At 69.4% G+C, this 20472-nt stretch carries 16 protein-coding genes; 6 read left to right on the top strand and 10 right to left on the bottom strand.

The window, feature by feature from the left end; all coding sequences use genetic code 11:
* Window positions 1–82 precede the first annotated feature (82 nt).
* Window positions 83–370, bottom strand: coding sequence for a 30S ribosomal protein S15 (gene rpsO, locus H5J33_RS01380; protein ID WP_030619140.1), 288 nt, complete (start codon window positions 368–370; stop codon window positions 83–85).
* Window positions 371–638: 268 nt separating this feature from the next.
* On the opposite strand from rpsO, the gene H5J33_RS01375 reads away from it, so the two are divergent.
* On the top strand, window positions 639–932 hold the full coding sequence (locus tag H5J33_RS01375; protein WP_181792895.1) for a DUF397 domain-containing protein: 294 nt from the start codon (window positions 639–641) through the stop codon (window positions 930–932).
* Window positions 933–994: 62 nt separating this feature from the next.
* On the opposite strand, the gene eccD is transcribed toward H5J33_RS01375, so the two are convergent.
* Window positions 995–2497 carry a type VII secretion integral membrane protein EccD gene (eccD, locus tag H5J33_RS01370; protein WP_181792915.1) on the bottom strand — a complete coding sequence of 501 codons (1503 nt, stop codon included), beginning with the start codon at window positions 2495–2497 and terminating at the stop codon, window positions 995–997.
* Window positions 2498–2833: 336 nt separating this feature from the next.
* Here eccD and eccCa point away from each other — a divergent pair, with 336 nt between their 5' ends.
* The gene (gene eccCa, locus H5J33_RS01365) at window positions 2834–6793 is read left to right on the top strand and encodes a type VII secretion protein EccCa (RefSeq protein WP_181792893.1); all 3960 of its coding nucleotides are present in this window, start codon (window positions 2834–2836) and stop codon (window positions 6791–6793) included.
* Window positions 6794–7644: 851 nt separating this feature from the next.
* On the opposite strand, the gene H5J33_RS01360 is transcribed toward eccCa, so the two are convergent.
* The 5 genes from H5J33_RS01360 to H5J33_RS01340 form a co-directional block, all read right to left on the bottom strand.
* Window positions 7645–7947 (bottom strand): WXG100 family type VII secretion target, encoded by a 303-nt coding sequence (locus H5J33_RS01360; RefSeq protein ID WP_030619120.1) that lies wholly within the window; start codon window positions 7945–7947, stop codon window positions 7645–7647.
* A gap of 38 nt (window positions 7948–7985) precedes the next feature.
* A complete protein-coding gene (locus H5J33_RS01355; RefSeq protein ID WP_181792913.1) occupies window positions 7986–8327 on the bottom strand; it encodes a WXG100 family type VII secretion target in 342 nt (113 codons plus the stop codon).
* Between the two features lie 118 nt (window positions 8328–8445).
* On the bottom strand, window positions 8446–9621 hold the full coding sequence (locus tag H5J33_RS01350; protein ID WP_399552738.1) for a S8 family serine peptidase: 1176 nt from the start codon (window positions 9619–9621) through the stop codon (window positions 8446–8448).
* Window positions 9622–9739: 118 nt separating this feature from the next.
* Complete coding sequence (locus H5J33_RS01345) at window positions 9740–11569, bottom strand: hypothetical protein (protein WP_181792889.1); 1830 nt, start codon at window positions 11567–11569, stop codon at window positions 9740–9742.
* Window positions 11566–11982 (bottom strand): hypothetical protein, encoded by a 417-nt coding sequence (locus tag H5J33_RS01340; protein ID WP_181792887.1) that lies wholly within the window; start codon window positions 11980–11982, stop codon window positions 11566–11568. The genes H5J33_RS01345 and H5J33_RS01340 overlap by 4 nt, the downstream gene beginning before the upstream one ends.
* Window positions 11983–12436: 454 nt before the next feature.
* Between H5J33_RS01340 and H5J33_RS01335 the strand changes: the two genes are divergently transcribed.
* The 4 genes from H5J33_RS01335 (at window position 12437) to H5J33_RS01320 (ending at window position 16569) form a co-directional block, all read left to right on the top strand.
* Window positions 12437–12958, top strand: coding sequence for a hypothetical protein (locus tag H5J33_RS01335; RefSeq protein ID WP_181792885.1), 522 nt, complete (start codon window positions 12437–12439; stop codon window positions 12956–12958).
* 66 nt (window positions 12959–13024) lie between these two features.
* Window positions 13025–15355 carry a hypothetical protein gene (locus H5J33_RS01330; RefSeq protein WP_258564804.1) on the top strand — a complete coding sequence of 777 codons (2331 nt, stop codon included), beginning with the start codon at window positions 13025–13027 and terminating at the stop codon, window positions 15353–15355.
* Window positions 15356–15402: 47 nt separating this feature from the next.
* Window positions 15403–15960 carry a hypothetical protein gene (locus H5J33_RS01325; RefSeq protein ID WP_181792883.1) on the top strand — a complete coding sequence of 186 codons (558 nt, stop codon included), beginning with the start codon at window positions 15403–15405 and terminating at the stop codon, window positions 15958–15960.
* Window positions 15961–16116: 156 nt separating this feature from the next.
* Window positions 16117–16569 carry a hypothetical protein gene (locus tag H5J33_RS01320; RefSeq protein ID WP_258564803.1) on the top strand — a complete coding sequence of 151 codons (453 nt, stop codon included), beginning with the start codon at window positions 16117–16119 and terminating at the stop codon, window positions 16567–16569.
* A 231-nt stretch (window positions 16570–16800) separates the two neighbouring features.
* Here H5J33_RS01320 and H5J33_RS01315 read toward each other — a convergent pair whose 3' ends face one another.
* Genes H5J33_RS01315 through eccB form a run of 3 tightly spaced genes read right to left on the bottom strand, consistent with a single transcriptional unit; the run spans window position 16801 to window position 20209 of the window.
* Window positions 16801–17409 carry a hypothetical protein gene (locus H5J33_RS01315; RefSeq protein WP_181792881.1) on the bottom strand — a complete coding sequence of 203 codons (609 nt, stop codon included), beginning with the start codon at window positions 17407–17409 and terminating at the stop codon, window positions 16801–16803.
* Window positions 17397–18668 carry a type VII secretion-associated serine protease mycosin gene (gene mycP / locus H5J33_RS01310; RefSeq protein ID WP_181792879.1) on the bottom strand — a complete coding sequence of 424 codons (1272 nt, stop codon included), beginning with the start codon at window positions 18666–18668 and terminating at the stop codon, window positions 17397–17399. Before mycP ends, H5J33_RS01315 begins: the two co-directional genes overlap by 13 nt.
* 11 nt (window positions 18669–18679) lie before the next feature.
* Complete coding sequence (gene eccB / locus H5J33_RS01305; RefSeq protein ID WP_181792877.1) at window positions 18680–20209, bottom strand: type VII secretion protein EccB; 1530 nt, start codon at window positions 20207–20209, stop codon at window positions 18680–18682.
* Between the last annotated feature and the right edge of the window lie 263 nt (window positions 20210–20472).

Genomic DNA, 20472 nt, shown 5'->3' with positions numbered 1-20472 from the left:
GGTCGCCGTGTGCGCGGCGCGAGCCGCATACGGCAAAGGGAGCGGTTCCCGAGGCGTCGGGAACCGCTCCCCTCATGGCGTCTTACTTGGCGCCCGCCGCACCGCGGCGGATGCCGAGGCGGTCGACCAGCGTACGGAAGCGCTGGATGTCCTTCTTCGCCAGGTACTGCAGCAGCCGGCGGCGCTGACCGACCAGGATCAGCAGGCCACGGCGGGAGTGGTGGTCGTGCTTGTGGGTCTTGAGGTGCTCCGTCAGGTCGGAGATCCGACGGGAGAGCAGAGCGACCTGGACCTCGGGGGAGCCGGTGTCACCCTCCTTGGTACCGAACTCGGCGATGATCTGCTTCTTCGTAGCGGCGTCGAGCGACACGCGTACTCCTCATGGTGTGTGAGTGGCCACCGAGTGCCCCCGGTCTGCGTCTCGGGGGAGCTTCCGTTACTCGGGAGGCGGGGATCCGCTGGGCGCGGCCTCCAGAACAGCGAACGGTTCCGGGGGTGCGTACACAAACGGCCGTCACTCAGGGTACCAGGCGATGGCGGGCGGCTTACGCCCGGTCGCCGAACGCTGCCGGCACGGTGGCGCGCGCCACTAGGGTGAGCCCCGGGATCGTACCTGGCTCGGGAAGGGGTCGCCTCGGATGGCGGAAACGGAAGCGGAGATGAAGGCGCGCAAGGAGCGCGAGCGGGACGAGCTGTACGCGCTCGACATCTCGGGCGTGGAGTGGCACTGCGCGCCGGGTACGGAGGAGCACGAGGAGCGGGTCGAGATCGCGTACCTGCCCGGTGGCGCGGTGGCGATGCGCTCCTCCCTCGACCCGGACACCGTGCTGCGCTACACGGAGGCGGAGTGGACCGCGTTCGTGCTCGGGGCGCGCGACGGGGAGTTCGATCTGAAGCCGATGGCGCACAACGGGGGCCTGGACGCGCAGTGAGCGGCACGACGCGGAAAGGGGCGGCACGCGCGCGTGCCGCCCCTTTCCGCGTCGTCGTCCCGTCAGCTGGTCATGGCGCGGGCCTTGGCGTACACGTCGAAGACGGCCAGGGCGAGCGGGATCAGGGTGAGCAGGACGAAGCCCTCGCAGATCTCCAGGAAGCGGCCCCAGAAGGGGGTCAGGCCGCCGCGCGGCAGGATCAGGCCGAGGGCCGTGACCACGGCGGTGGCCAGGGCGATGGCCGCGATCAGCCAGATGGTGCGGATGTCCAGGTCGGTGCGGTCGCCGGCCAGCGCGGCGCGCATGATGTGCTGCGGCGGGTCGAGCGCGAGGCCGAGGCCGAGCAGGACCAGGCAGGTCAGGCCGGCGGCGAGCACGGGGGCGACCTGGGCGGTGTAGCGGAACATGCCGGCCCGCATGAGCATGGCGACGCCGGTGGCGAGGGCGAGCAGCTGGGCCCAGACGTCGCCGGAGAAGCCGAGCACGGCCGTGGCACCGACGGCGAGCAGCGCGCAACCGCCGACCATGCCGACGAGGAGTTCGTGGCCGCGCCGCGCCTGCGCCTCGACGCGCTCGGTGTCCACCGGCTCCTGGGCGGCGGGCTCGTTGCCGTAGGCGGGGCGGGGGGCGCCGCCGCCGCTGGGGTTCTCGAAGCCGATCGGCAGCCGGGCGAACCGCATGGACAGGCCGGGCAGGAAGGCGAGGGCGCAGACGGCGACCGGGGCGCACAGGGCGGCGGTCTCCCGGGGGGCCCAGCCGGTCAGGGTCGCGATGAAGACGGCGACCAGGGCGACCGCGGAGGCGAAGACGAAGGCGACGAAGGGGCCGTCGCCGTGGGGTGAGCACAGGGCGAGGACGAGGGCGGCGACGAGGACGGCCGCGCACGCCAGCAGGAACTGGAGTCTGCCGATGCCCTCGCCGGCGCTCAGCGGCAGCAGTCCGCTGCCGGCGACGCCGATGTTGGGCAGCGCGCCGAGGCCGAGGGCGACGGCCGAGCCGCGGTCGTCGTAGACGCGGGCGCGGACGGCGGAGAGCACGACCAGCAGGACGCCGGTGACGGCGGCGAGGATGCCGGCCAGGCCGTGCATGTCGTGGCGCGGGTCGGCGGTCCAGGCGACGAACGCGAGCAGCGCGGGCAGCACACCGCCGCCGACGAGCCCGGCGGCCCGGGTCAGGTCGCCGCTCCACAGCTTGTGCTGCTTGGTGACGGAGGAGGCCACGGCCTCGGCGACGTCGTCGAAGACGGCCGGCGGCAGGGACTCGGCGAACGGGCGCAGGGTGAGCAGTTCGCCGTCGAGGATGCGCTGGGCGGCGAAGGACCGGGCGCTGTCCAGCACGGTGCCGTCGGTGCGGACGAGGTGGTAGCCGACCGGGGCGCCGGCCTCGGGGCTCTGCTGGGACAGCCGGAGGATCTCCGGGTAGAGGTCGGCGACCGGGACGTCGTCGGGCAGGGCCACGTCGATACGGCTGTCCGGCGCGACGATGGTGACCCGGCAGAAGCCGAGTCCGGTGCCGGACCCGGAAGGGGCTCCCGTCCCGGGTCCGCCGGTGGCGGCGGCCGTCATGCTCACCTGCTGCTCCCCCTCAGTGGTGGTTGGTGATGAAGCGCTTGTGCGGTGCTCGGTGGTGGTGGTGCGGCTGTGTCGTGAAGGTCCCGTGCCGGTTTGCCCGGTGCGCGGCGACCCGGGTGCCGCAGGACGGGATTCCGGGGGCTCACCGCCTCTTCCTCGAGGAGTTGGCCCCGGTTTGTCCGGCCTGTTCGGCGTGTGCTCACGCGAACATCCGGCACCCTACCGCCCACCCGCCCCGCGTGAACTCAGTAGGATCACGCGGCGGCCTGCGCTCGCCGGACACGGGGCGGCGGGCGGAAAGCCTGGGTCGGGCAAGGGAATTGGTGAGCGGTGAGCCAGATTGTCGTCAAGCGCCCCCCTAGGGCGCTTCCGTCCGAAGTGCCCACGGAAGAGGTCGTTGTCCAGCCACCGCCCGAATTGCCGCGGGGGCACCAGGAGAGCGTGCTGATGCAGCTCCTGCCCACGCTGGGCATGGGCGGCTCGGTGGTCTTCTTCTTCACGAACGGCCAGCCGTTCATGAAGATCATGGGCATGATCATGATCGCCTCGACGGTGGCCATGTCCGTCGCGATGGTGGTCCGCTTCCGCCGCGGCTCGCAGGGCCAGCTGGCCGACATGCGCCGCGACTACCTCAGCTATCTGTCGCAGACCCGCAGGTCCGCCGTGGCCACGGCCCGAAAGCAGCGGGACGCGCAGTACTACCTGCACCCCTCCCCCGAGCAGCTGTGGGCGCTGGTCGCCGAGGGCAGCCGGGTGTGGGAGCGGCGGCCCGGCGACGAGGACTTCGCGCACGTCCGCGTCGGGCTGGGAGCGCAGCCGCTGGCGACCCCGCTCATCGCCCCGGAGACGGGGCCGGTCGAGCAGCTGGAACCGCTGACCGCGGGCGCGATGCAGCGCTTCCTCGCCGCCCACGGCACCGTCGGCGACCTGCCCATGGCGGTGTCGCTGCGCGCCTTCTGCCACGTCACGGTCAGCGGCGAGGCGCAGTCCGTACGGGCCTCGGCCCGCGCCCTGGTCGGCTCCCTGGCCTCGCTGCACTCCCCGCAGGACCTGGTCATCGCGGTGGCCGCGGGCCGGGAGGCGCTGGCGCACTGGGACTGGGTGAAGTGGCTGCCGCACGCCCAGGCGCCCGGCGCGGTGGACGGCGCCGGTGCCCGCCGGCTGATCGGCTCCGACCCGCGCGAGCTGGAGGACCTGCTGGCCACCCGGCTGACCGGACGGCCGCGCTTCCACCCCGCCGCCGCGCCGCTGCTGGACGAGCCGCACATCGTGCTCGTCCTGGACGACCTGTCCCTGCTGCCGGACTCGGTGCTGGCGAACCCGGAGGGCCTGCAGGGCGTCACGGTCCTGGAGGTGGTCCCGGGCGAGCTGACCACGGCGGGCGGGGACCTGTCCATCGTCGTCCAGCCCGGCCTGCTGCGCCTGGAGTCCGGGCACGGCGAGGTGTACGAGGGCAGCCCGGACGCGCTGTCCTACGAGTCCGCCGAGGCGCTGGCCCGGCAGCTGGCGCCGCTGCGCATGGCCTCCGGCGGCGACGACGACGAGCCGCTGCTCGCCAACCTGGAGTTCACCGACCTGCTCGGCCTCGGCGACGCGGCCTCCGTCGACACCAAGCGGACCTGGCGCCCGCGCGCGCTCGCCGAACGCCTGCGGGTGCCGATCGGTGTCGGCGAGGACGGCCGGCCCGTGATGCTGGACCTGAAGGAGGCCGCGCAGGAGGGCATGGGCCCGCACGGCCTGTGCGTCGGCGCGACCGGTTCCGGCAAGTCGGAGCTGCTGCGCACCCTGGTGCTGGGCCTCGCGGTCACCCACTCCTCCGAGACGCTGAACTTCGTCCTCGCCGACTTCAAGGGCGGCGCGACCTTCGCCGGCATGGCGCAGATGCCGCACGTGGCGGCGGTCATCACCAACCTCGCCGACGACCTGACCCTGGTCGACCGCATGGGCGACTCCATCCGCGGCGAGCTGAACCGCCGCCAGGAGCTGCTGCGCGACGCGGGCAACTACGCCAACATCCACGACTACGAGAAGGCCCGCGCGGCCGGCGCCCCGCTCCAGCCGATCCCGTCCCTGGTGCTGGTGATCGACGAGTTCAGCGAGCTGCTGACCGCCAAACCCGACTTCATCGAGATGTTCGTGCAGATCGGCCGCATCGGCCGTTCGCTGGGCGTGCACCTGCTGCTGGCCTCGCAGCGCCTGGAGGAGGGCCGGCTGCGCGGCCTGGAGACCTACCTGTCCTACCGGATCGGTCTGCGCACCTTCTCCGCGGCCGAGTCCCGCGCCGCGCTCGGCGTCCCCGACGCCTACGAACTGCCGAACGTCCCCGGCTCCGGCTTCCTGAAGTACGGCACGGACGAGATGGTCCGGTTCAAGGCCGCCTACGTCTCGGGCGTGTACCGCTCCGGGGGCCGGCAGACGGCCCTGTCCGGCGGGCGGCTCCCGGTGGACCGCCGCCCGGTGCTGTTCACGGCCACCGAGGTGCCGGTGCAGTACACCGCGATCCCGCAGCAGCGCACCGAGTCCGAGCCCGAGGTGGACGAGGCGCTGGCCGACACCGTGCTCGACGTGATCGTGCGCCGGCTGGAGGCACAGGGCCCGGCGGCCCACCAGGTGTGGCTGCCGCCGCTGGAGAGCCCGCCCGCGCTGGATGCCCTTGGCCTGGCGGCGGTGCCGGGCCGCGGCCTGACCCAGCCGAACTACGAGGGCGCGGGCCGCCTGGTGGTCCCGGCCGGCCTGGTCGACAAGCCGTACGAGCAGCGCCGCGACCGCCTCATGCTGGACTTCTCGGGCGCGGCCGGCCACATGCAGGTCATCGGCGGCCCGCAGTCCGGCAAGTCCACCCTGCTGCGCACCCTGATCTGCGCCTTCGCGCTCACCCACACCCCGCACGAGGTGCAGTTCTACGGCCTCGACTTCGGTGGCGGCGGTATGGCCGCGGTGGACGGCCTGCCGCACGTCGGCGGGATCGCCTCCCGGCTGGACCCGGAGCGGGTGCGCCGTACGGTCTCCGAGGTGTACGGCGTCCTGACCCGCCGCGAGGAGTACTTCCGCACGGCCGGCATCGCCTCCATCGCCGACTACCGCGCCCGGCGCGCCCGGGGCGACATCTCGGTCACCGACCAGCCCTGGGGTGACGTCTTCCTGGTCATCGACGGCTGGGGCAACTTCCGCACGGACTACGAGGGCCTGGAGCCGGCGGTCCTGGACATCGCCGCGCGCGGCCTCGGCTACGGCATCCACCTCGTCATCACGGCGTCCCGCTCGATGGAGGTCCGCGCCAACCTCAAGGACCACCTGATGAACCGCCTGGAGCTGCGCCTGGGCGACGTCATGGACTCGGAGATCGACCGCAAGGTGGCGGCGAACGTGCCCGCGGGAGTTCCCGGGCGCGGTCTGTCCCCGCAGAAGCTGCACTTCATGGCGGCGGTGCCGCGGATCGACGGCCTCACCTCCGACACCGACCTGGCCGAGGCCACGGCCGCGCTGACCACCGAGGTGGGACGGCACTGGCAGGCCCCGGGCGCCCCCAGGGTACGGCTGCTGCCGCGCCGGCTGGACGCGGCCGAGCTGCCTCCGGGCGACCGGTTCCCGCGGCGGGGCGTCGCGTTCGCGCTGGACGAGGAGAACCTGGAGCCGGTGTTCGTGGACTTCGACCAGGACCCGTTCTTCCTGGTCTTCGGCGAGAGCGAGTCCGGCAAGTCCAACCTGCTGCGGCTGCTGATCAGGCAGCTGTCGCTGCGGTACGGCGGCGACGAGGCGAAGTTCTTCGTCGTCGACAACCGCCGCGCCCTGCTGGACGTGACCCCCGCGTCCCACCTGGCCGAGTACATCCCGATGTCCAGCCAGATGGACCACCACATGGCGGCGCTGGCCGACCTGATGCAGCGCCGCACGCCGACGGCGGACGTCACCCCGCAGCAGCTGCGGGACCGCAGCTGGTGGCGGGGCCCGCAGGTGTTCGTCGTCATCGACGACTACGACCTGGTCTCCACCTCCAGCGGCAACCCGCTCAGCGGACTGACGGAGATGCTGCCGTTCGCCCGCGACGTCGGCGTCCGCTTCATCATCGCCCGCTCCTCCGCGGGCGCGGGCCGGGCCTCGTACGAGCCGTTCATGCAGCGCATGAAGGAACTCGGCGCCCAGGGCCTGATCCTGGCCGGCGACCCGGCCGAGGGCGACATCCTCGGCGGCGTCCGCCACCGCCCGATGCCCCCGGGCCGCGGCGTCTTCGTCTCCCGCAAGCGGGGCAAGCCGTTGGTTCAGACGGGGTTGGTGGAAGTGGAGTACTGAGGCGCTTCCCGTCTGCGGCACCAGAAGCACACTCCGGGATCCCGGCAGTTGTATGACTGCCGGGATCCGGTGTGTTGCGGAAGCGCGTCACAGAGGACCGTTCAGGGCCGGCTTCACTGATGCGCCTTGCAGCGACAGCGCGATCTCGACCACTTGCCCGACGCCGGCGGTGGCGAGCCCCGCGAAGCACCGAACGACTGGTCACACAGTATGTGACGGGTAGGACCCATGAGGTGGGCGTTCGGGGAAGGCAGCGCTTACGGGGCCCAAGACCGCCTCCCTGTACTTCGACTGCTCCACCTCCGCGTCCTACATGAGTGCAGTCGCACGCTGTCGGGCCCGCTGGGCTGTGGGGAGGGATTCCGGGATCAACGGGGCCCTCGTCAAGCCACGCCGAAGGTCTGGCAGTACCGCGGTACGACGAGTCTCTCGGCTGGTTGTGGGCAGCCCGCCCCGGGTGAACTCAACGGAGGTGGAACGGCTCCGAGGCGATTCGGATCCCGGCCTGGCGGCGGCCGATGCCGGTACGCAGGGCGGCCAGAGGCTCGTCCGCTCGGGCCCATGTGACGCGTGGAGCGTACGCAGGCGTCGGATCCAACGCGCGATCTCGTGTTCGGTCGCTCGTTTGGGGGGCGTCGCGCCGCAGCCGCGACGGGCGGCCGACGCGAGGGCTGGCGGGCGAGGGGCGTCGAGGATGGCGATCAAGGACGTAGAAGCCAACCCGACGCCGAGCTGCGTGAACTCACCCTCGCTCATCGCGCTCGTCCAGCCGGCACGACAGAGGGTGGGCACCTCCCGTGCGTGCCCACCCCTTTGCCCTGCCGCGGCAGTCCGTACTGTGCCGGTATGGCCTACATGAAGTAGCTGGCGGCCTTGCGGTCGCCGCCCTGGTAGTCGCCGCCGGCCGCGTGCACGACCTTGCCGATCTGGACCAGGGCCTCGTGGATGCCCTGGGCCTCGCGGTCCCAGGCGGCCTGCTGCTCGGTGTACGCGTTGTGGGCCTCGCCCTCCCACATGCTGGCGACGCCGGCGACCTTCTGCTTGATGGCCTCGAGGCCCTCTTCGAGCCGCCGCGCGTGGTTGGCCAGCTGGGTGGCGGTCTCGTCGAGACTGCCGTAGGAAACCTCGAGCTCGCCGCTGTTGTTGACGCCCATGATTGCTCCGTTGCTGAGAAGTGGTGACCTGGCGGGAATCAGTAGCTGGACAGGGCCGAAGTCGAGCCACCGAGGCTGACGTCGATGCTCTGGACCTGCGAGCGGACCTCGTCCTCCGTACCGTCCTTGATCTTCCGAGTGGTGCTCATCGCCTCGATGAACTTGGCGAGGATGTTGCCGATACGCACCATGCGCTCGTTGATCTCGGTCTGCTTGGCGTTGAACGCGCCGGCGCCGATGCCCTTCCAGTTGCCTTCCAGGCTGTCGATCAGGGCCTGCAGTTCCTTCAGCTGACCCTTGATGCCCTCGAAACGGTGCAGAAGCTCCTTTTCGAGGACGATGATGTCCTTGTCACTTACCTTCTGGCGCTGCGTCGCCATTTCCATGCCTTTCTCTGTGAACTACCTTGCCGGGCGCTGCGTCATATGACGGGCGTCAGCACTGATGGCAAGCGGGTCTCTGCTCACTCGGCGAATGAGCAGGTATACGGGAGACCGCTCAGGCGTTACGGCGTGCGCGCAGCACGGCGAAACCGGCGCCTCCGATGACCAGTACGGCGGCTACGGCACCGACGATCACCCAGGTCCGGGTGCCACTGCCGGAACCGGTGTCCTTCGCGGCGGCAGCTGAGGTGGGGCCGCCGGCCGGGTCGGTCTTGTCCGTCGCCTTTCCGGACGGGGCCTTGGCCGAGGGACTCGGGGACGCCGACAACGTGCCGTTCTGAGCGGCAAGTGGATCGACGTCCGGCGGGCCGGGGTCGATGTTCTTGTTGATGAGCACCCGGCGAGGGCGGACACCGCCGTAGCCGAGATACCTGCTGGGCGTGTCCTTCGGCCAGGAACGGGCGGCCGTGTCGACGAGAGACCGCAGGACCTGATTGGCCGTCCATTCCGGGTGAGCGGACCAGATCAGCGCGGCGGACGCGGAGGCGATGGCGGAGGCGGGGCTGGTGCCATCGGTGTCGCAGTACTCGGTGAACGTACCGTCACACCAGGAAGGGACATGCAGGCCCGGAGCCGAGAGGTCCACGTAGTTCCCGAACGTGGAGAACTTGGCTACGGTTCCAGTTTTGTCAAGGGCGGATACTCCGATGACGCCTGGGTACTTGGCGGGATAGGAGGGCATGTTCCCCTGATCGCCGTCATTACCGACAGATGCGAAAAGCAACTTTCCCTTGGAAACCGCGTATTTCACGGCGGCATCCGTGCCGTCGGCGGTGTCTCCGGCACCGAAGGACATGTTGATGATTTTTGCGTCACTGTCGGCGGCTGCCCGGATCGCGTCGCGCACGCTGGGTGTCCTGCCGATTTCATCGCCCACCAGTTCCCCACCATCAACACGGAAGGGAATGATTTTGGCGTCTGGAGCAAGGCCCTTGATACCGCCGCCGGCTCCTGTGCCCGCGATGATCTCGGCCATGGAGGTGCCGTGCCCTGCCTTGTCGTGGGTGACGTGGTAGGACACGGACTTGGGCACCTCGTCCACCAGCACCTGGCCCTTGAGGGAGGGAGTCGCCGGATTGACCCCACTGTCGATCACGGCGACCTTCACCGCCTTGCCCGTGCTGATCTTCCAGATGTCGTCAGCGCCCATGAAGTCCAGGTACCACTGCTTGGACTGGATATCGACGGCGGCAGCTTCTGGAGCAAGCGTTGCCGACGTGACGACGAGCACGCCGAGTGCCGAACACACGGCGGACAGACGCCGTACGTTGCTCCTCGTCAGGAGCGCCGTGCTCAGGCCGCGTCGGCCGGTCCCTGGCTTCATGCCTGTTGTATGTCCTCGCTCGTGTTCAGTCGCTCGTCTTCGGCACATCGTGCCCCTGCTGCGACGGGCGGCGCCGTTCCTTTTCGACAGCCCCGCCGGTGCGGCCGGCCTCGCCGCCCGAGCCCTGGCGGCTGCCCACGGCACCGCGCCCGAGCCCAGAGCCACTGGACTCCGAGCCCTTCGCCGAACTGCGGGGCGCTCCGATGGCACCCTCAAGGTTGCCGGCCGAACGGAGTGTCCCCTGACTCACGCCGGTTTCCGGCTTCGTCTTGGGGGCGCCGACGACCCCTCGCTGACCGATGGCTTCCTTCCGCGGCGTAGCGGAGGCCCGTTCCTCGGCGCCGACAACCGTGCCGCGCGGGACACGGGGATTGGCCGTGGATCCGGACGTACGGCCCGTGACGGGCTTGCCGCCCACGACGCCGTTGCGCGCCGGGGTGGTGGGACCGGTTGCACCCGGACGTCCCCCAGGGGTGGCGGTCGTCCTCGGCGTGCCGCCGGTGACAGGGCGGCCTACCGGGGCGCGTCCGGACTGAACGGGCCCCCTTGCACCCGGCTGACCCGCCGGCGTGGCGCGTCCCATCGCACGAGCGGCCTGGCCCGTCGGGCCCTGCGGCACCCGGCTACCCGGTACGGAACGCCCCGCCTGACCCGCTGGTCCCTGCGGGACACGGCCGGTGGAGACGGTACGCCCCGACTGGCCCGCCGGGCCCTGCGGCACTCGGCCGGTTCCGGTACCCGCGGGGCCGGTCCGTCCCTGCGCGGTCACCGGGGGCCGGCCACCCGGCCCGTAGCCGGGGGTACGACCGGTCGGCACGACGGGAGGCGCCATCGGCCCGGTGGGCAGCGGCGGCAACGGTCCGCCACCACTGGTCGTCGGCAGAGTGGGCGTCGGAGTGCTGGGCGACGGAGTGGTGGGGACCTGCGGGGGCAGGGTGGTCGTGGTGTTGATCTCCGTACCGACGTCGTGGCCGGAGGTTGCACCGGGCTCGTGGACTTCCTTGACCGGGGGAACGTTCACGTGCCCGTGGGCCGTTGTCCCGTTCGACGTGGACGGACCGGCGTAGCCCTGACCAGTATCGCCCCGGGCCGCACCTGTAGGCGTCGATACCGACGACCCTTCGGGCCCCGAACCGTAGCGTCGCTTCTGCCCATCACGCCAACGTGTAGGCACGCCTACGTTCGGAATGGGCTCGATCGGCTCCGGTTCCTTCGCCTTGCTGAGGTCTGTCGCCGCGACCTTGTAGTACGAGGCCAGCCGGTTCATCTGGTTGATGGCCTCTTGCCGGTTCTTCTCGACCTTCAGCGCGGTCACGTAGTCCGGGTTGCTGTCGACCTGCTTGTCCTTGGGCAGCTCGCTGGGCAGCTTCTGCTCGGACGCCGGACGGGTGTCCCTGGGCGGCATGGAGCTGCGGGCGGAGGCGAGCCCTGTGGCCGCTACGGAGAGGTGAGTGCCGGCCGCGTCGGCGTATCCCGCAAGGCTGTTGGTGTAGTGGATGAGCTTCTGCGTGTACTTGTGGAAGGCCTCGGCACCCTCGCCCTCCCAGTCCACCTTGAGGTGCTGCTCCAGGTCGGACGCGGCCTTGCGGATGTCCTTGCCGGCGTCGAACAGGGACTTGCTGGTCATTTCGAGGTGCTCCGGATTGGCATGCTCGACCAGGTCGATCATGTCGTTGAGCTTGTGGTCCTCGAAGTTCGTGGAACCGATGAGGTTGACCCGGACACCGCCGAAGAGCGGCATGTTCGCCAGGATGTCCTGCGCGGTCGTGATGGGGCTGACCTGCTGGCCGACCTCCTTGTTGACCTGCTGCGCAGCGGACTTGTACTCCGGTTGCTTCTTCCAGTCGTCGCTCACTTGAGGTCCGTCTTCCCCGTCGACTTGCCTTCCGCCCCCTGCTTGCCGGCGGCGCTCTTCTCCACCTCGTCCTGGTACTGCGCGGCGAGTTCCGTACGGATCTGCCAGAACCGACGGTGGACGTCGTCCTCGGTCCCGTCATAGGTGGCATCCGCGGCGTGCGAGGCGAGCTTCAGGGCCTCGATGTGCATTCCCAGAGTCTTCGAAAGGTGGGTGAGGCGTGAGTGCACGGTCTCGTAGGCCGTGTGCAGGTCGGTCGCCTCGTCGAACCGGGCGTTCGTGCCGCCGAACGATGACCGGCTGAGCCTCTGCTGCGCGATCTGGGACGGACTTCCTTGCCCGCCCTCGAAGTCCTTCAGCGCGCCGTCGAGCTTGTTCTTGAACTCCTGAAGCGCATCGATACCACGCCTCATGCCCGAGCCGCCACCGTCGCCCACCGCGACCCCTTCCCCGTTTCCCCGTTGGCAGAGCTGGACGGACCGGGCCGGCACCCGGCCGCACCACCGGTCCGTCGCGGGACCACTGTAGTCATTGCGGAAATGGCGGCCAACTGAACTAAGCGACGGTTCAGTTGCGAAGCTGCCCCGAAGTGACCGACTAACGAGCCGCCGGATACCGACAAGACGGTCAATAACGACAGAAGGGTTTCGTTTTCTACGCAGAAGCTTCACATGCGCACGGAGGTCGAAGCCGTCCGGGTGACCCGGTTCCGGGCATCGCAATCCCCGAACCACACTCCTGAGCAGCACCCTCCGCCGAATTTTCACGCCCGACAGGTCGCACATGGCGGATATGGCGCAAATTTTCCCTGGCGTTGGTTGCTAGGTTGTGCCGGCACCGGACTAACCACGGGGGAAGGGGCCTTCCATGGCATGGGACGAATGGGAGCAGCTCAAAGCACAGGCTGCCCAGGGGCAGTCGGCACACATGCAGCTCAACCATGTCGACGGGGGCGGCGGCACGTACGGCCCCTACGTCATCCCCAGCAAGACCGGCGACCTCAAGGTCGGTCACAAGGACCTGGAGAAGATCGGCAGCGCCGCTCACCACCTGTACGACCAGCTGTGGGACAAGGCCCGTGTGGCGACCCCGAGCAGCGACTCCGCGGCCGGCGACCTCACCAAGCAGGGCTTCGCCCTCGGCGCCGGCCTCCAGCATGTGTCGAACCGCTGGGAAGAGCAGCTGAAGTCCCTGATGGACGCCTGTGCCCAGATCTCCAACCACATGCAGACCACCAAGGCCGTACACGCGAACGACGAGCACTACATCCAGCGCCAGATGAGCAGCATCGACGCCCTGGACGACGGGTTCGACGAGCGGGTGGGGGCGCCGGGCAAGAAGAACGACTACGGGGACGACGGCAAGGACAAGGGCAAGAAGAAGGAGTAGCGGCGTCGGGTTGTTGACGACGCAGACGATCACACCGACGACACGCTATCCCTGGGACGAGCACCAATGGACTTCAACGCTCTCTACCACGCCAACTTCAAGCTCCTCGACGACGCCGTCAGCGACTGGTCGACACTGGTGAAGCACCTCGCCGACCTGAAGAAGGACGCCGAGGACGGTCTGCACAAGGCCGCCAACGCGGCCGACTGGGCCGGTGTGAATGCCCAGGTATCGAAGCAGTTCATCGGGAAGACGGCCGGCGAGTTCGGCGACGCCCACACGCAGGCCACCACCATCTACAAGATCCTGCTGGACACCCGGGACGAGCTGAAGACGTTCCACCAGCAGCTGACGGACGCCGTCTCGCGCGGCCAGAAGAAAAATCTGACCGTCGTCGACGCGGGCGGCGGCAAGTTCACCGTCATGGGCAACACGCGGCCCGACTGGGGCTCGGACCCGAGCGGCAACAAGAGCGCGACCAACCAGAAGGACGTCGACGACCTCCGCGACGAGATCCAGGGCATCCTCAGCAAGGCCACGGAGAGCGACAACTCGGCGAAGACGGTGCTGATGGCCATCGCCGACCAGAGCACGATGGGCTTCTCCGATGTCAGCTACAAGGACCGGGACACGGCGGCGCAGGCCATCAAGGAGGCCGACGAGCTGGCGAAGCTCGCGAAGAAGGACCCGTCCAAGCTGTCGGTCGAGGACTTCGACAAGATCAACAACGGTTTGAAGAAGTACGCGAACGATCCGCTGTTCGCCGAGCGCTTCGCCACCGATCTCGGACCGCAGAAGACCCTGGAATTCTGGACCGGGATCAGCGATCCGCACAGCGGCAACTACCAGCTGGGACAAAAGCGCCTCGACCAGTTCGACGACCTTCAGCGGAACCTGGGCCTGACCCTGGCCCACGCGACGCAGAGCGACTCCGCCGCCATGGCCGAGTGGAAGCGCCAGATGATAGACATCGGCGACAAGCCGCTGCACGGCGAGCGCGGCGGCGGCCCCATGGGCTTCCAGGTCATGAGCAACCTCATGCGAACAGGTGACTACGACGACCAGTTCCTGAAGGACTACGGCACCAAGCTGATGGCCACGGAGCGGAAGCTCACCGGCAACGGCGACCACGAGAACCTGATGTGGCGTCTGTCGGGTGCGAGTTCGTGGCTCAACCGGATCGGCGACGACAGCGGCAACGACCCGCTCACCGGCTACCTCAAGGGCCTGTCCAACAGCCCTGACGCAGCGACCGACTTCTTCAACCAGCAGTACATCTCCAAGGACGACCCGGACAACCCCTTCGAACGGGACACAGACGGCAACGGCAAGAAGGGCAAGGTGTCCTTGTCCAACTTCCAGTACCTGTTCGAGGAGCGCGACTGGCCCCCGGAGTCGGACTCCCACGGGGACGACCTCTTCACCGGCCAGAACAACCTCGCCCTGGCCCTGGAAGCGGCCACTACGGGGCATCCGGCGGGCGAGATTCCCACCGACGACACGCCTCCTCACTCCGCCGATCAGGCGAAACTGATGCGGGCGATCGTCAATTCCGTCTCGGACGACCCCAGTCGCGTGAAGGATCACCCGTACATGTCGGACAGTCTCGGCCAGATCGGTTCCGAGTACCTGCCCGATATCCACCGCGCCATGGCCGACGGTCCTACCGTCAAGGACGGCAAGTCCGGTTGGGACCTGCTGTATCCGCTGGCCGGCACGGACGCCAAGCTCGACCACAGCGCCGTGACCCGGTTCCTGGTCACGGTCAGCCAGAATCCCGAGGGCTACGCCGCGCTCAGCGTCGGCGAGAAGGCGTACACCGCGAGCCTGATGGATTACCACCTGAACCCGGACCTGCCCGCCGACCAGCGCTATCCCCACGATGCGCACGACACCATCACGAGTATTTCGCGCAAGGCGGGTGAGTTCAGCGGTCTGCTCGCCCAAGGGCGGCAGGAGGCCGTTCTCGGTCCCGACGGCGAGAAAGACAGCGACTACGACTACGCCGTCAGCCAGAAGAAGAATTTCATCTCGGGGTTCGTCGGGACGGGGGTCGGCGTGGGAACGAGCTTCATCGCCAGCCCCGCGGTCGGCGCGGGCGTGGGCGGCGCGGCAGGTACCGTGACGTCCATGGTCCTGGAGGCCTTCTACAAGGACGACTCCGGCCAGTACCGTGCCGAGGCCGGCGAGGACATCGCCACTCGGTGGGAAACCATCAAGGACTCGACCACCAACATCAATTACAAAGCGGCTCACGAAGCGGCCAAGGCTCACCACGCCGACTACACCGACCAGATCGACACTTGGGTCAGCGAAGGTACAGCCACCGGCTTCAACGACGCCAGCACCGACATTCACGCGATGGCCAAGGACATGGACACCGAGATCCCGGACTGACCCGAGGCCGGGTAAAGGTTCTCCCACTCACTGCGTTGGAAGGCGATATGCACAACATCTCCGGGCGCGGAGTCCGCTCCGTGGTCGCTCTTCTGGGGGCAGGGCTGCTGTTCGCGTTGACGACCTCATGCTCGTCCTCGTCGCCCACGCGTGAGTACGCCGTGCCGAGCAATGTCTGCGGCACCCGCATGGCCCCTTCTTTGCTGGAGCCACTGCTGCCCCCCGGAGAGAAGGTCGGCGCCCAGCCGACATCGTCGGTGAACGTCAAACGCTGCCGGATTCTGGTGGACGGGAAAGTTGCCTTTTCCAGCAGCATCGAGAAGCGCGACGCGAACACCAGCGTCGGTGATGTCGCTTCGTCCGCCTACGGGGTGGAACCCACCGACACCCGGGCAGACGGGGACCACACCATCTACTCGAAGACCGGAGCCGTCAGTCTCGTCGAATGTCCCGGCAGCGCCTCGGCGAACAGCACTGTCTGGGCCACTGTACGAATCACGCACAACGTGAAGGCGTCATCGATGCACGACTTCATCAAGGAGTACGCAACTGCCGTGGGCAGAGGTGACGCGTGCCGAGCCCTGCTCACCCATGGCAACGCGTAATCGACCGCTACTTTCGCTCGCCGGTGGCGTCGTAGGTGTGGTGGTACTTGTCCTCGGGCTGACCTACGCATGCGACGCTCCCCCGTTCGCTGACGAGCATGGCGAGATCAAGGACTCGGCTGTCTGACCTTGGGATCCCCGTCGGATTCGGCTGATGTGTCGCGGAAGATCCTGCCCGGCGAGTCCGCGTACTCCTTCGACGACCAGGTCATGCATCGCCGCGTCGATGACGCCGACCGCACGTACGAGACGTCTTGCTTCGTCAACAGTGGCGGGAGGATGCTGCTCGCGGCCACGGCCGAGATGGTCGGCTATGACAAGGCCGATGCGTGGGTGAAGGACGTGGTCGCGAACGCCTCGTCGCCCTCTGACGTGACGTCGTTCCAGGCCGGCGACAAGGCGATCGCTTCGGAGAAGATCGCCGCCGTTTACGTCCCGTGCCGGGACAAAGGCCCCCGTGAGCATCTGAGCGTCGTCGTAGAGCTCAGGCAGCGCGGCGGTGCCGGGGATGCCGAGACGCGTGAGGGGCTGATCTCGCTCGCGCGCAGCGCCGCGGTGTTCGCGCACGGGCAGGCGAAGTGTGATGCGCCGACGAAGGTGGCGGGGTGAAGGTGTTCCTGTCCGGCCGTGCCGGTCGCGGGCTGTTCTTGCGCTGTTGAGCAGGTGCGGAAGCGGGAGCCCGCTTGCGGACGGGGGAAGGCAGTGACATCCGCATGCCAGGGCCTTGCCGTCATGGACATCCCCAGGGAGACCGGCCCGACTTCACCGGCCCTTACCGGCGACCCGCCCCCGCGCCGTTACCCGTTCGCTCTTTCGGGTGGAGTGTGGGAGCGGTCCGCGTCAGCACGCTCCCTCTTCCAGGGACGCGGTGAGCCGGTAGCCCTGGTACGTCAGGGTTCCCTCGCCGCCTGTGATGCCCGGTGGGGTGTAGTCGTCCTTCTTGGAGCGGTGGCGGGTGAGGTGGGTGCAGAAGGCGGTGTCCGTGCCGTCGGCGGTGATGGTGAAGGACGCCTTCGCGGGCGTGTTGGTGTCGGCCGGGTCCACCGTGACCCCGTAGCCGGGGGCGTCGCCGCCGCCGTGTTCGAGCACCTTGTCCTCGATCAGGGAGGCGTAGTCGGGAAAGGCGAGCGGGGTGCCCGCGTCGTCGGCCTGGAAGGTGTAGCCGTTGAGGTCGTCGGTTGTCTGCCGGACCGCGCTGGTCAGTTCGCCGTCGCTCCAGGAGCCGTCGTCGGAGACGCCGAAGCCCTGAACGGCCAGGTAGACGCCGACGCCCGCCATGCTCAGGAAGAGGACCCGGGCGGCGACGAAGGCGGAGTCGGGCAGGTCGGGTGCCGAGGGGTTGATGCTCTCGCGCCAGGAGCGCACCCAATCCGACTTCACGCAGGCCATGGCCACCAGCACGGCGGACAGGACGAGGCTCAGTACGTTCAGTTCGCTCAGCGCGTCCATGAGGTGCCTTCCCGGAGGCCGCGGCGCCTGCGGCGGGCGTCGCGTACCGCCACCGCCGTGCCGCTCAGGCCCGCCACCAGGACCGCCACGGCCACGGCGACGTAGGTCGCGATGCGGGCCGTGCGTTCGCGTGGGGTCTCGCCGAGGGTGAGCTTGGCGGGGGTGGGTGCCTCCGCGTGGGTCAGGCCCGCGTCGGGGTGCGGGGTCTCTATCGGGTGGTCGTCCTCGGTGAGGGCGCGGACCGGGTCCACCACGCCCCAGCCGACCAGGGGGTCGTGGCCGGCGATGGAGCGTTCGGCGGTCTGCTCGATCTGGGCGACGATCTGCCGGGGCGTCCAGTCGCGGTGCTTGGCCTTGATCAGCGCGGCCACGCCGGCCACGTAGGGCGCGGAGAAACTCGTGCCGTTGTCCGGGCAGTGGCCGCCCTTCGGGACGGTGGAGATCATGTCGACGCCCGGGGCGGCCACGCCGACGAAGTCACCGGACTGGGAGAAGGCCGCGCGTTCGTTGTTGCGGTCCGACGCGGCCACCGCGAGGACTCCCGGGTACGACGCCGGGTACGTCTTCTTCCGGTTGCCGCCCAGGCCGTCGTTGCCCGCCGAGGCGACCACGACGATGCCGGCCGCCAGGGCCTCGTTCACCGAGCGCTGGAGGTCGGGGTCCGGGGAGGCGGCGTTGGCGGTGTCCTGGGAGATGTTGATGACGTCGGCCTTGACCCGGATCGCGTGCCGGATCGCCTGGGCGAGCTTGTCGGCCGTGCCGTTGCCGTCCGCGTCGTTCTGCTTGATCGGGATGATGGTGGCCTCGGGGGCGAGGCCGACGAAACCCGTGCCCTTCATGGGGCGGGCCGCGATGATGCCCGCCACCCGGGTGCCGTGCCCGACGGTGTCGGTCGTGCCCTTGCTGTTGCCGCGGTCGAGGGGCTGGCCCTTCTTGTCCTTGGTGGGCAGGAAGTTGGCGCCCAGCGACGCGTCGACGGCGTGTGCGAGCTGGGGGTTGGCCGTGTCCACGCCGGTGTCGATGACGGCGACCCTGACGTTCTTCCCCTTGGACTGGGTCCACAGCTCGTCCAGGTTGACGCGTTGCAGGGCCCAGGGCGTGCCGGCGTACTTGTGGTTGGTCTTGTCGAACGTGCACTGGTCGGAGGCGGAGTCCGCCGTGGCCGCGGGTGCCGTCAGGAGGGTGGCGGTCATCGCCGCGGCCGCCACCACGAGGGTCGTACGGGCCGGGGTCGCGCGGGTGCGGAACGTGGACGTCATCGGCCCGCCCCTCAGGAGCCCTGCGGCTGGCGGGCGGCCGCGGTGGACAGGCGGGGGCCGGTCGGCAGGAACTTCGACCAGGGCGCGGGGATGGGCGCGGGGTTCACGTCGGCGTAGCCGAGGCGGGTCTGCGCGAGCTTGGCCTCCTGCTGGAGCTGCTTGCGCTGCTGGTCGGTGACGCCGATGCCCTTGTCCACGCCGGCGCTGTCGTCGTTGGACTGGAGCGCGTAGCGCAGGCCGGTGTCGGTGACCAGGAAGACCGGGCCGGCCTTGGTCTCCCGGCCCTGGAACTGGCGGTAGAGCTGGCCGGAGCCGGCGGTGACGTAGGCGCTGGAGGAGCCGGTGGGCAGCACCGCGGGGAAGTCGGTGCCGGCCCAGGTGCTCAGGGTGGTGTCGCCGTTGTCGGGGTCGACGTGGTTGAGGATGGTGCAGACGGTGTTGCGGCTGCCGTCGGCCGTGGCCGGGTTGTTGACGGCGCTGGGCTTCTCGGTGGGCCAGGTGTGCTCGGCGGCGAACGGCTCGCCCCGGGTGATGGCGCCCGCGCTGACCTCCAGGGGGTGCCCGGCCTGGCCGAGCTTCACCAGGTCCGTGCTGGCCAGCAGGAGCTGGGCGACGAAGTCGGAGACGGGCGCGACCCGGCCGGGCAGGACGACGAAGTACTGCTCCTGGCCGTTGACCGGGGCCCGCAGCACCATGCCGACGCGGTTGGCCCGGGCGTCCAGCTGGCCGGGGGCGTTCGCGGCGGCGCCGGGCACCCCGGTGACCGACGGGAAGCTGATCGGGTCGCCCGGGTGCAGGGTGTCGATCCACTCCTTGGTCACCCGCTGCGGGGTGCGGTCGGCGCCCACGATGGTCTGGACGAGCAGGCGGTCGTCGGCGTCCACGGGGTAGGCCCGGCCGTGCGCGTCGATCACGTACTGCTTCCCGTCGGGCGTGGCGACGTAGAGGAGTTCGCCGCCGCGCAGCTTCTGCCGGCCGCCCCTCAGCTTGTCCTGGTCCCGTTCGGCCAGGACGAACGCGGCTTTCTGGACGGAGCCGCCGCTGCCGCTCGGGCGCTCGCACACGGCCCATTCCTTGGCCGCGCCGGCCTCCTTGCCGGAGGGCAGCCGGTCGGGGGCGTAGGGGATGCCGATGGTGACGCCGTGCGGGATCTTGCCGTTGTCGAGGACCGACTCGTCGACGGTGACCACGTCGACGTCGCTCTGGGTGTCGAGGACGAGCTTGGCCGACGCCATGTTGAGGACGGGGTGGAGCTGGACCTTGTCCTTGGTCTTCAGGACGACGTACCGGGTGGTGGACTTGCTGGCGATGATCACCTTCTGTCCGGGGGCGTCCCAGCCCTGCGGGGCCGTCGGTTTGAACATTCCCCAGGCGCCGAAGGCGGCGAGCACGACCACGCCGACGATGGCGCCGGGCAGGATGGCGCGCAGCGGCCGGGGGGCTCCCTCGTCGGAGGCATCCGGTGACGACTGCACGAACGACGCGAGCATGCGGCGCTTCGCGAAGGTGTAGGCGTTGAGTTGGTCCCGCCGAGATGCCATCTGTGCCTGTTTCTCCCCGTGACTCACGCGGAGCGCGCCCGGGGACCACGCTCCCCCGCCCTCCGTTGTCGGACCCGGCCCCTACTATGCCTGGTACGGAGCGGGTCTCGTGGAGCGGGTAGGGTACCTGGGCCCTCAAGGGCCTTGTTCAGTGGCCTGGTTCCAGCGAGTTGTGAGCAAATCGGGGGGATGCAGTGATGGCTTCCGGAACGCGGACGCGAGCGCGCGGCCGGTCGGCGGCACGAGGTCGCGCGGCCCGGCTG

This window comes from Streptomyces sp. WELS2, from assembly GCF_013870595.1.
In the GTDB taxonomy this organism is placed as follows: domain Bacteria; phylum Actinomycetota; class Actinomycetes; order Streptomycetales; family Streptomycetaceae; genus Streptomyces.
This window is presented reverse-complemented; position numbering and strand designations above follow the sequence as displayed.

What these genes read in the sequence shown, in the direction of transcription:
- H5J33_RS01375 (WP_181792895.1), top strand. Translation starts at nt 639, where the DNA reads ATGGCGGAAACGGAAGCGGAGATGAAGGCGCGCAAGGAGCGCGAGCGG.
- eccD (WP_181792915.1), bottom strand. Translation starts at nt 2,497, where the DNA reads ATGACGGCCGCCGCCACCGGCGGACCCGGGACGGGAGCCCCTTCCGGG.
- H5J33_RS01360 (WP_030619120.1), bottom strand. Translation starts at nt 7,947, where the DNA reads ATGGGCGTCAACAACAGCGGCGAGCTCGAGGTTTCCTACGGCAGTCTC.
- H5J33_RS01355 (WP_181792913.1), bottom strand. Translation starts at nt 8,327, where the DNA reads ATGGCGACGCAGCGCCAGAAGGTAAGTGACAAGGACATCATCGTCCTC.
- H5J33_RS01340 (WP_181792887.1), bottom strand. Translation starts at nt 11,982, where the DNA reads ATGAGGCGTGGTATCGATGCGCTTCAGGAGTTCAAGAACAAGCTCGAC.
- H5J33_RS01335 (WP_181792885.1), top strand. Translation starts at nt 12,437, where the DNA reads ATGGCATGGGACGAATGGGAGCAGCTCAAAGCACAGGCTGCCCAGGGG.
- H5J33_RS01330 (WP_258564804.1), top strand. Translation starts at nt 13,025, where the DNA reads ATGGACTTCAACGCTCTCTACCACGCCAACTTCAAGCTCCTCGACGAC.
- H5J33_RS01325 (WP_181792883.1), top strand. Translation starts at nt 15,403, where the DNA reads ATGCACAACATCTCCGGGCGCGGAGTCCGCTCCGTGGTCGCTCTTCTG.
- H5J33_RS01315 (WP_181792881.1), bottom strand. Translation starts at nt 17,409, where the DNA reads ATGGACGCGCTGAGCGAACTGAACGTACTGAGCCTCGTCCTGTCCGCC.
- mycP (WP_181792879.1), bottom strand. Translation starts at nt 18,668, where the DNA reads ATGACGTCCACGTTCCGCACCCGCGCGACCCCGGCCCGTACGACCCTC.
- eccB (WP_181792877.1), bottom strand. Translation starts at nt 20,209, where the DNA reads ATGGCATCTCGGCGGGACCAACTCAACGCCTACACCTTCGCGAAGCGC.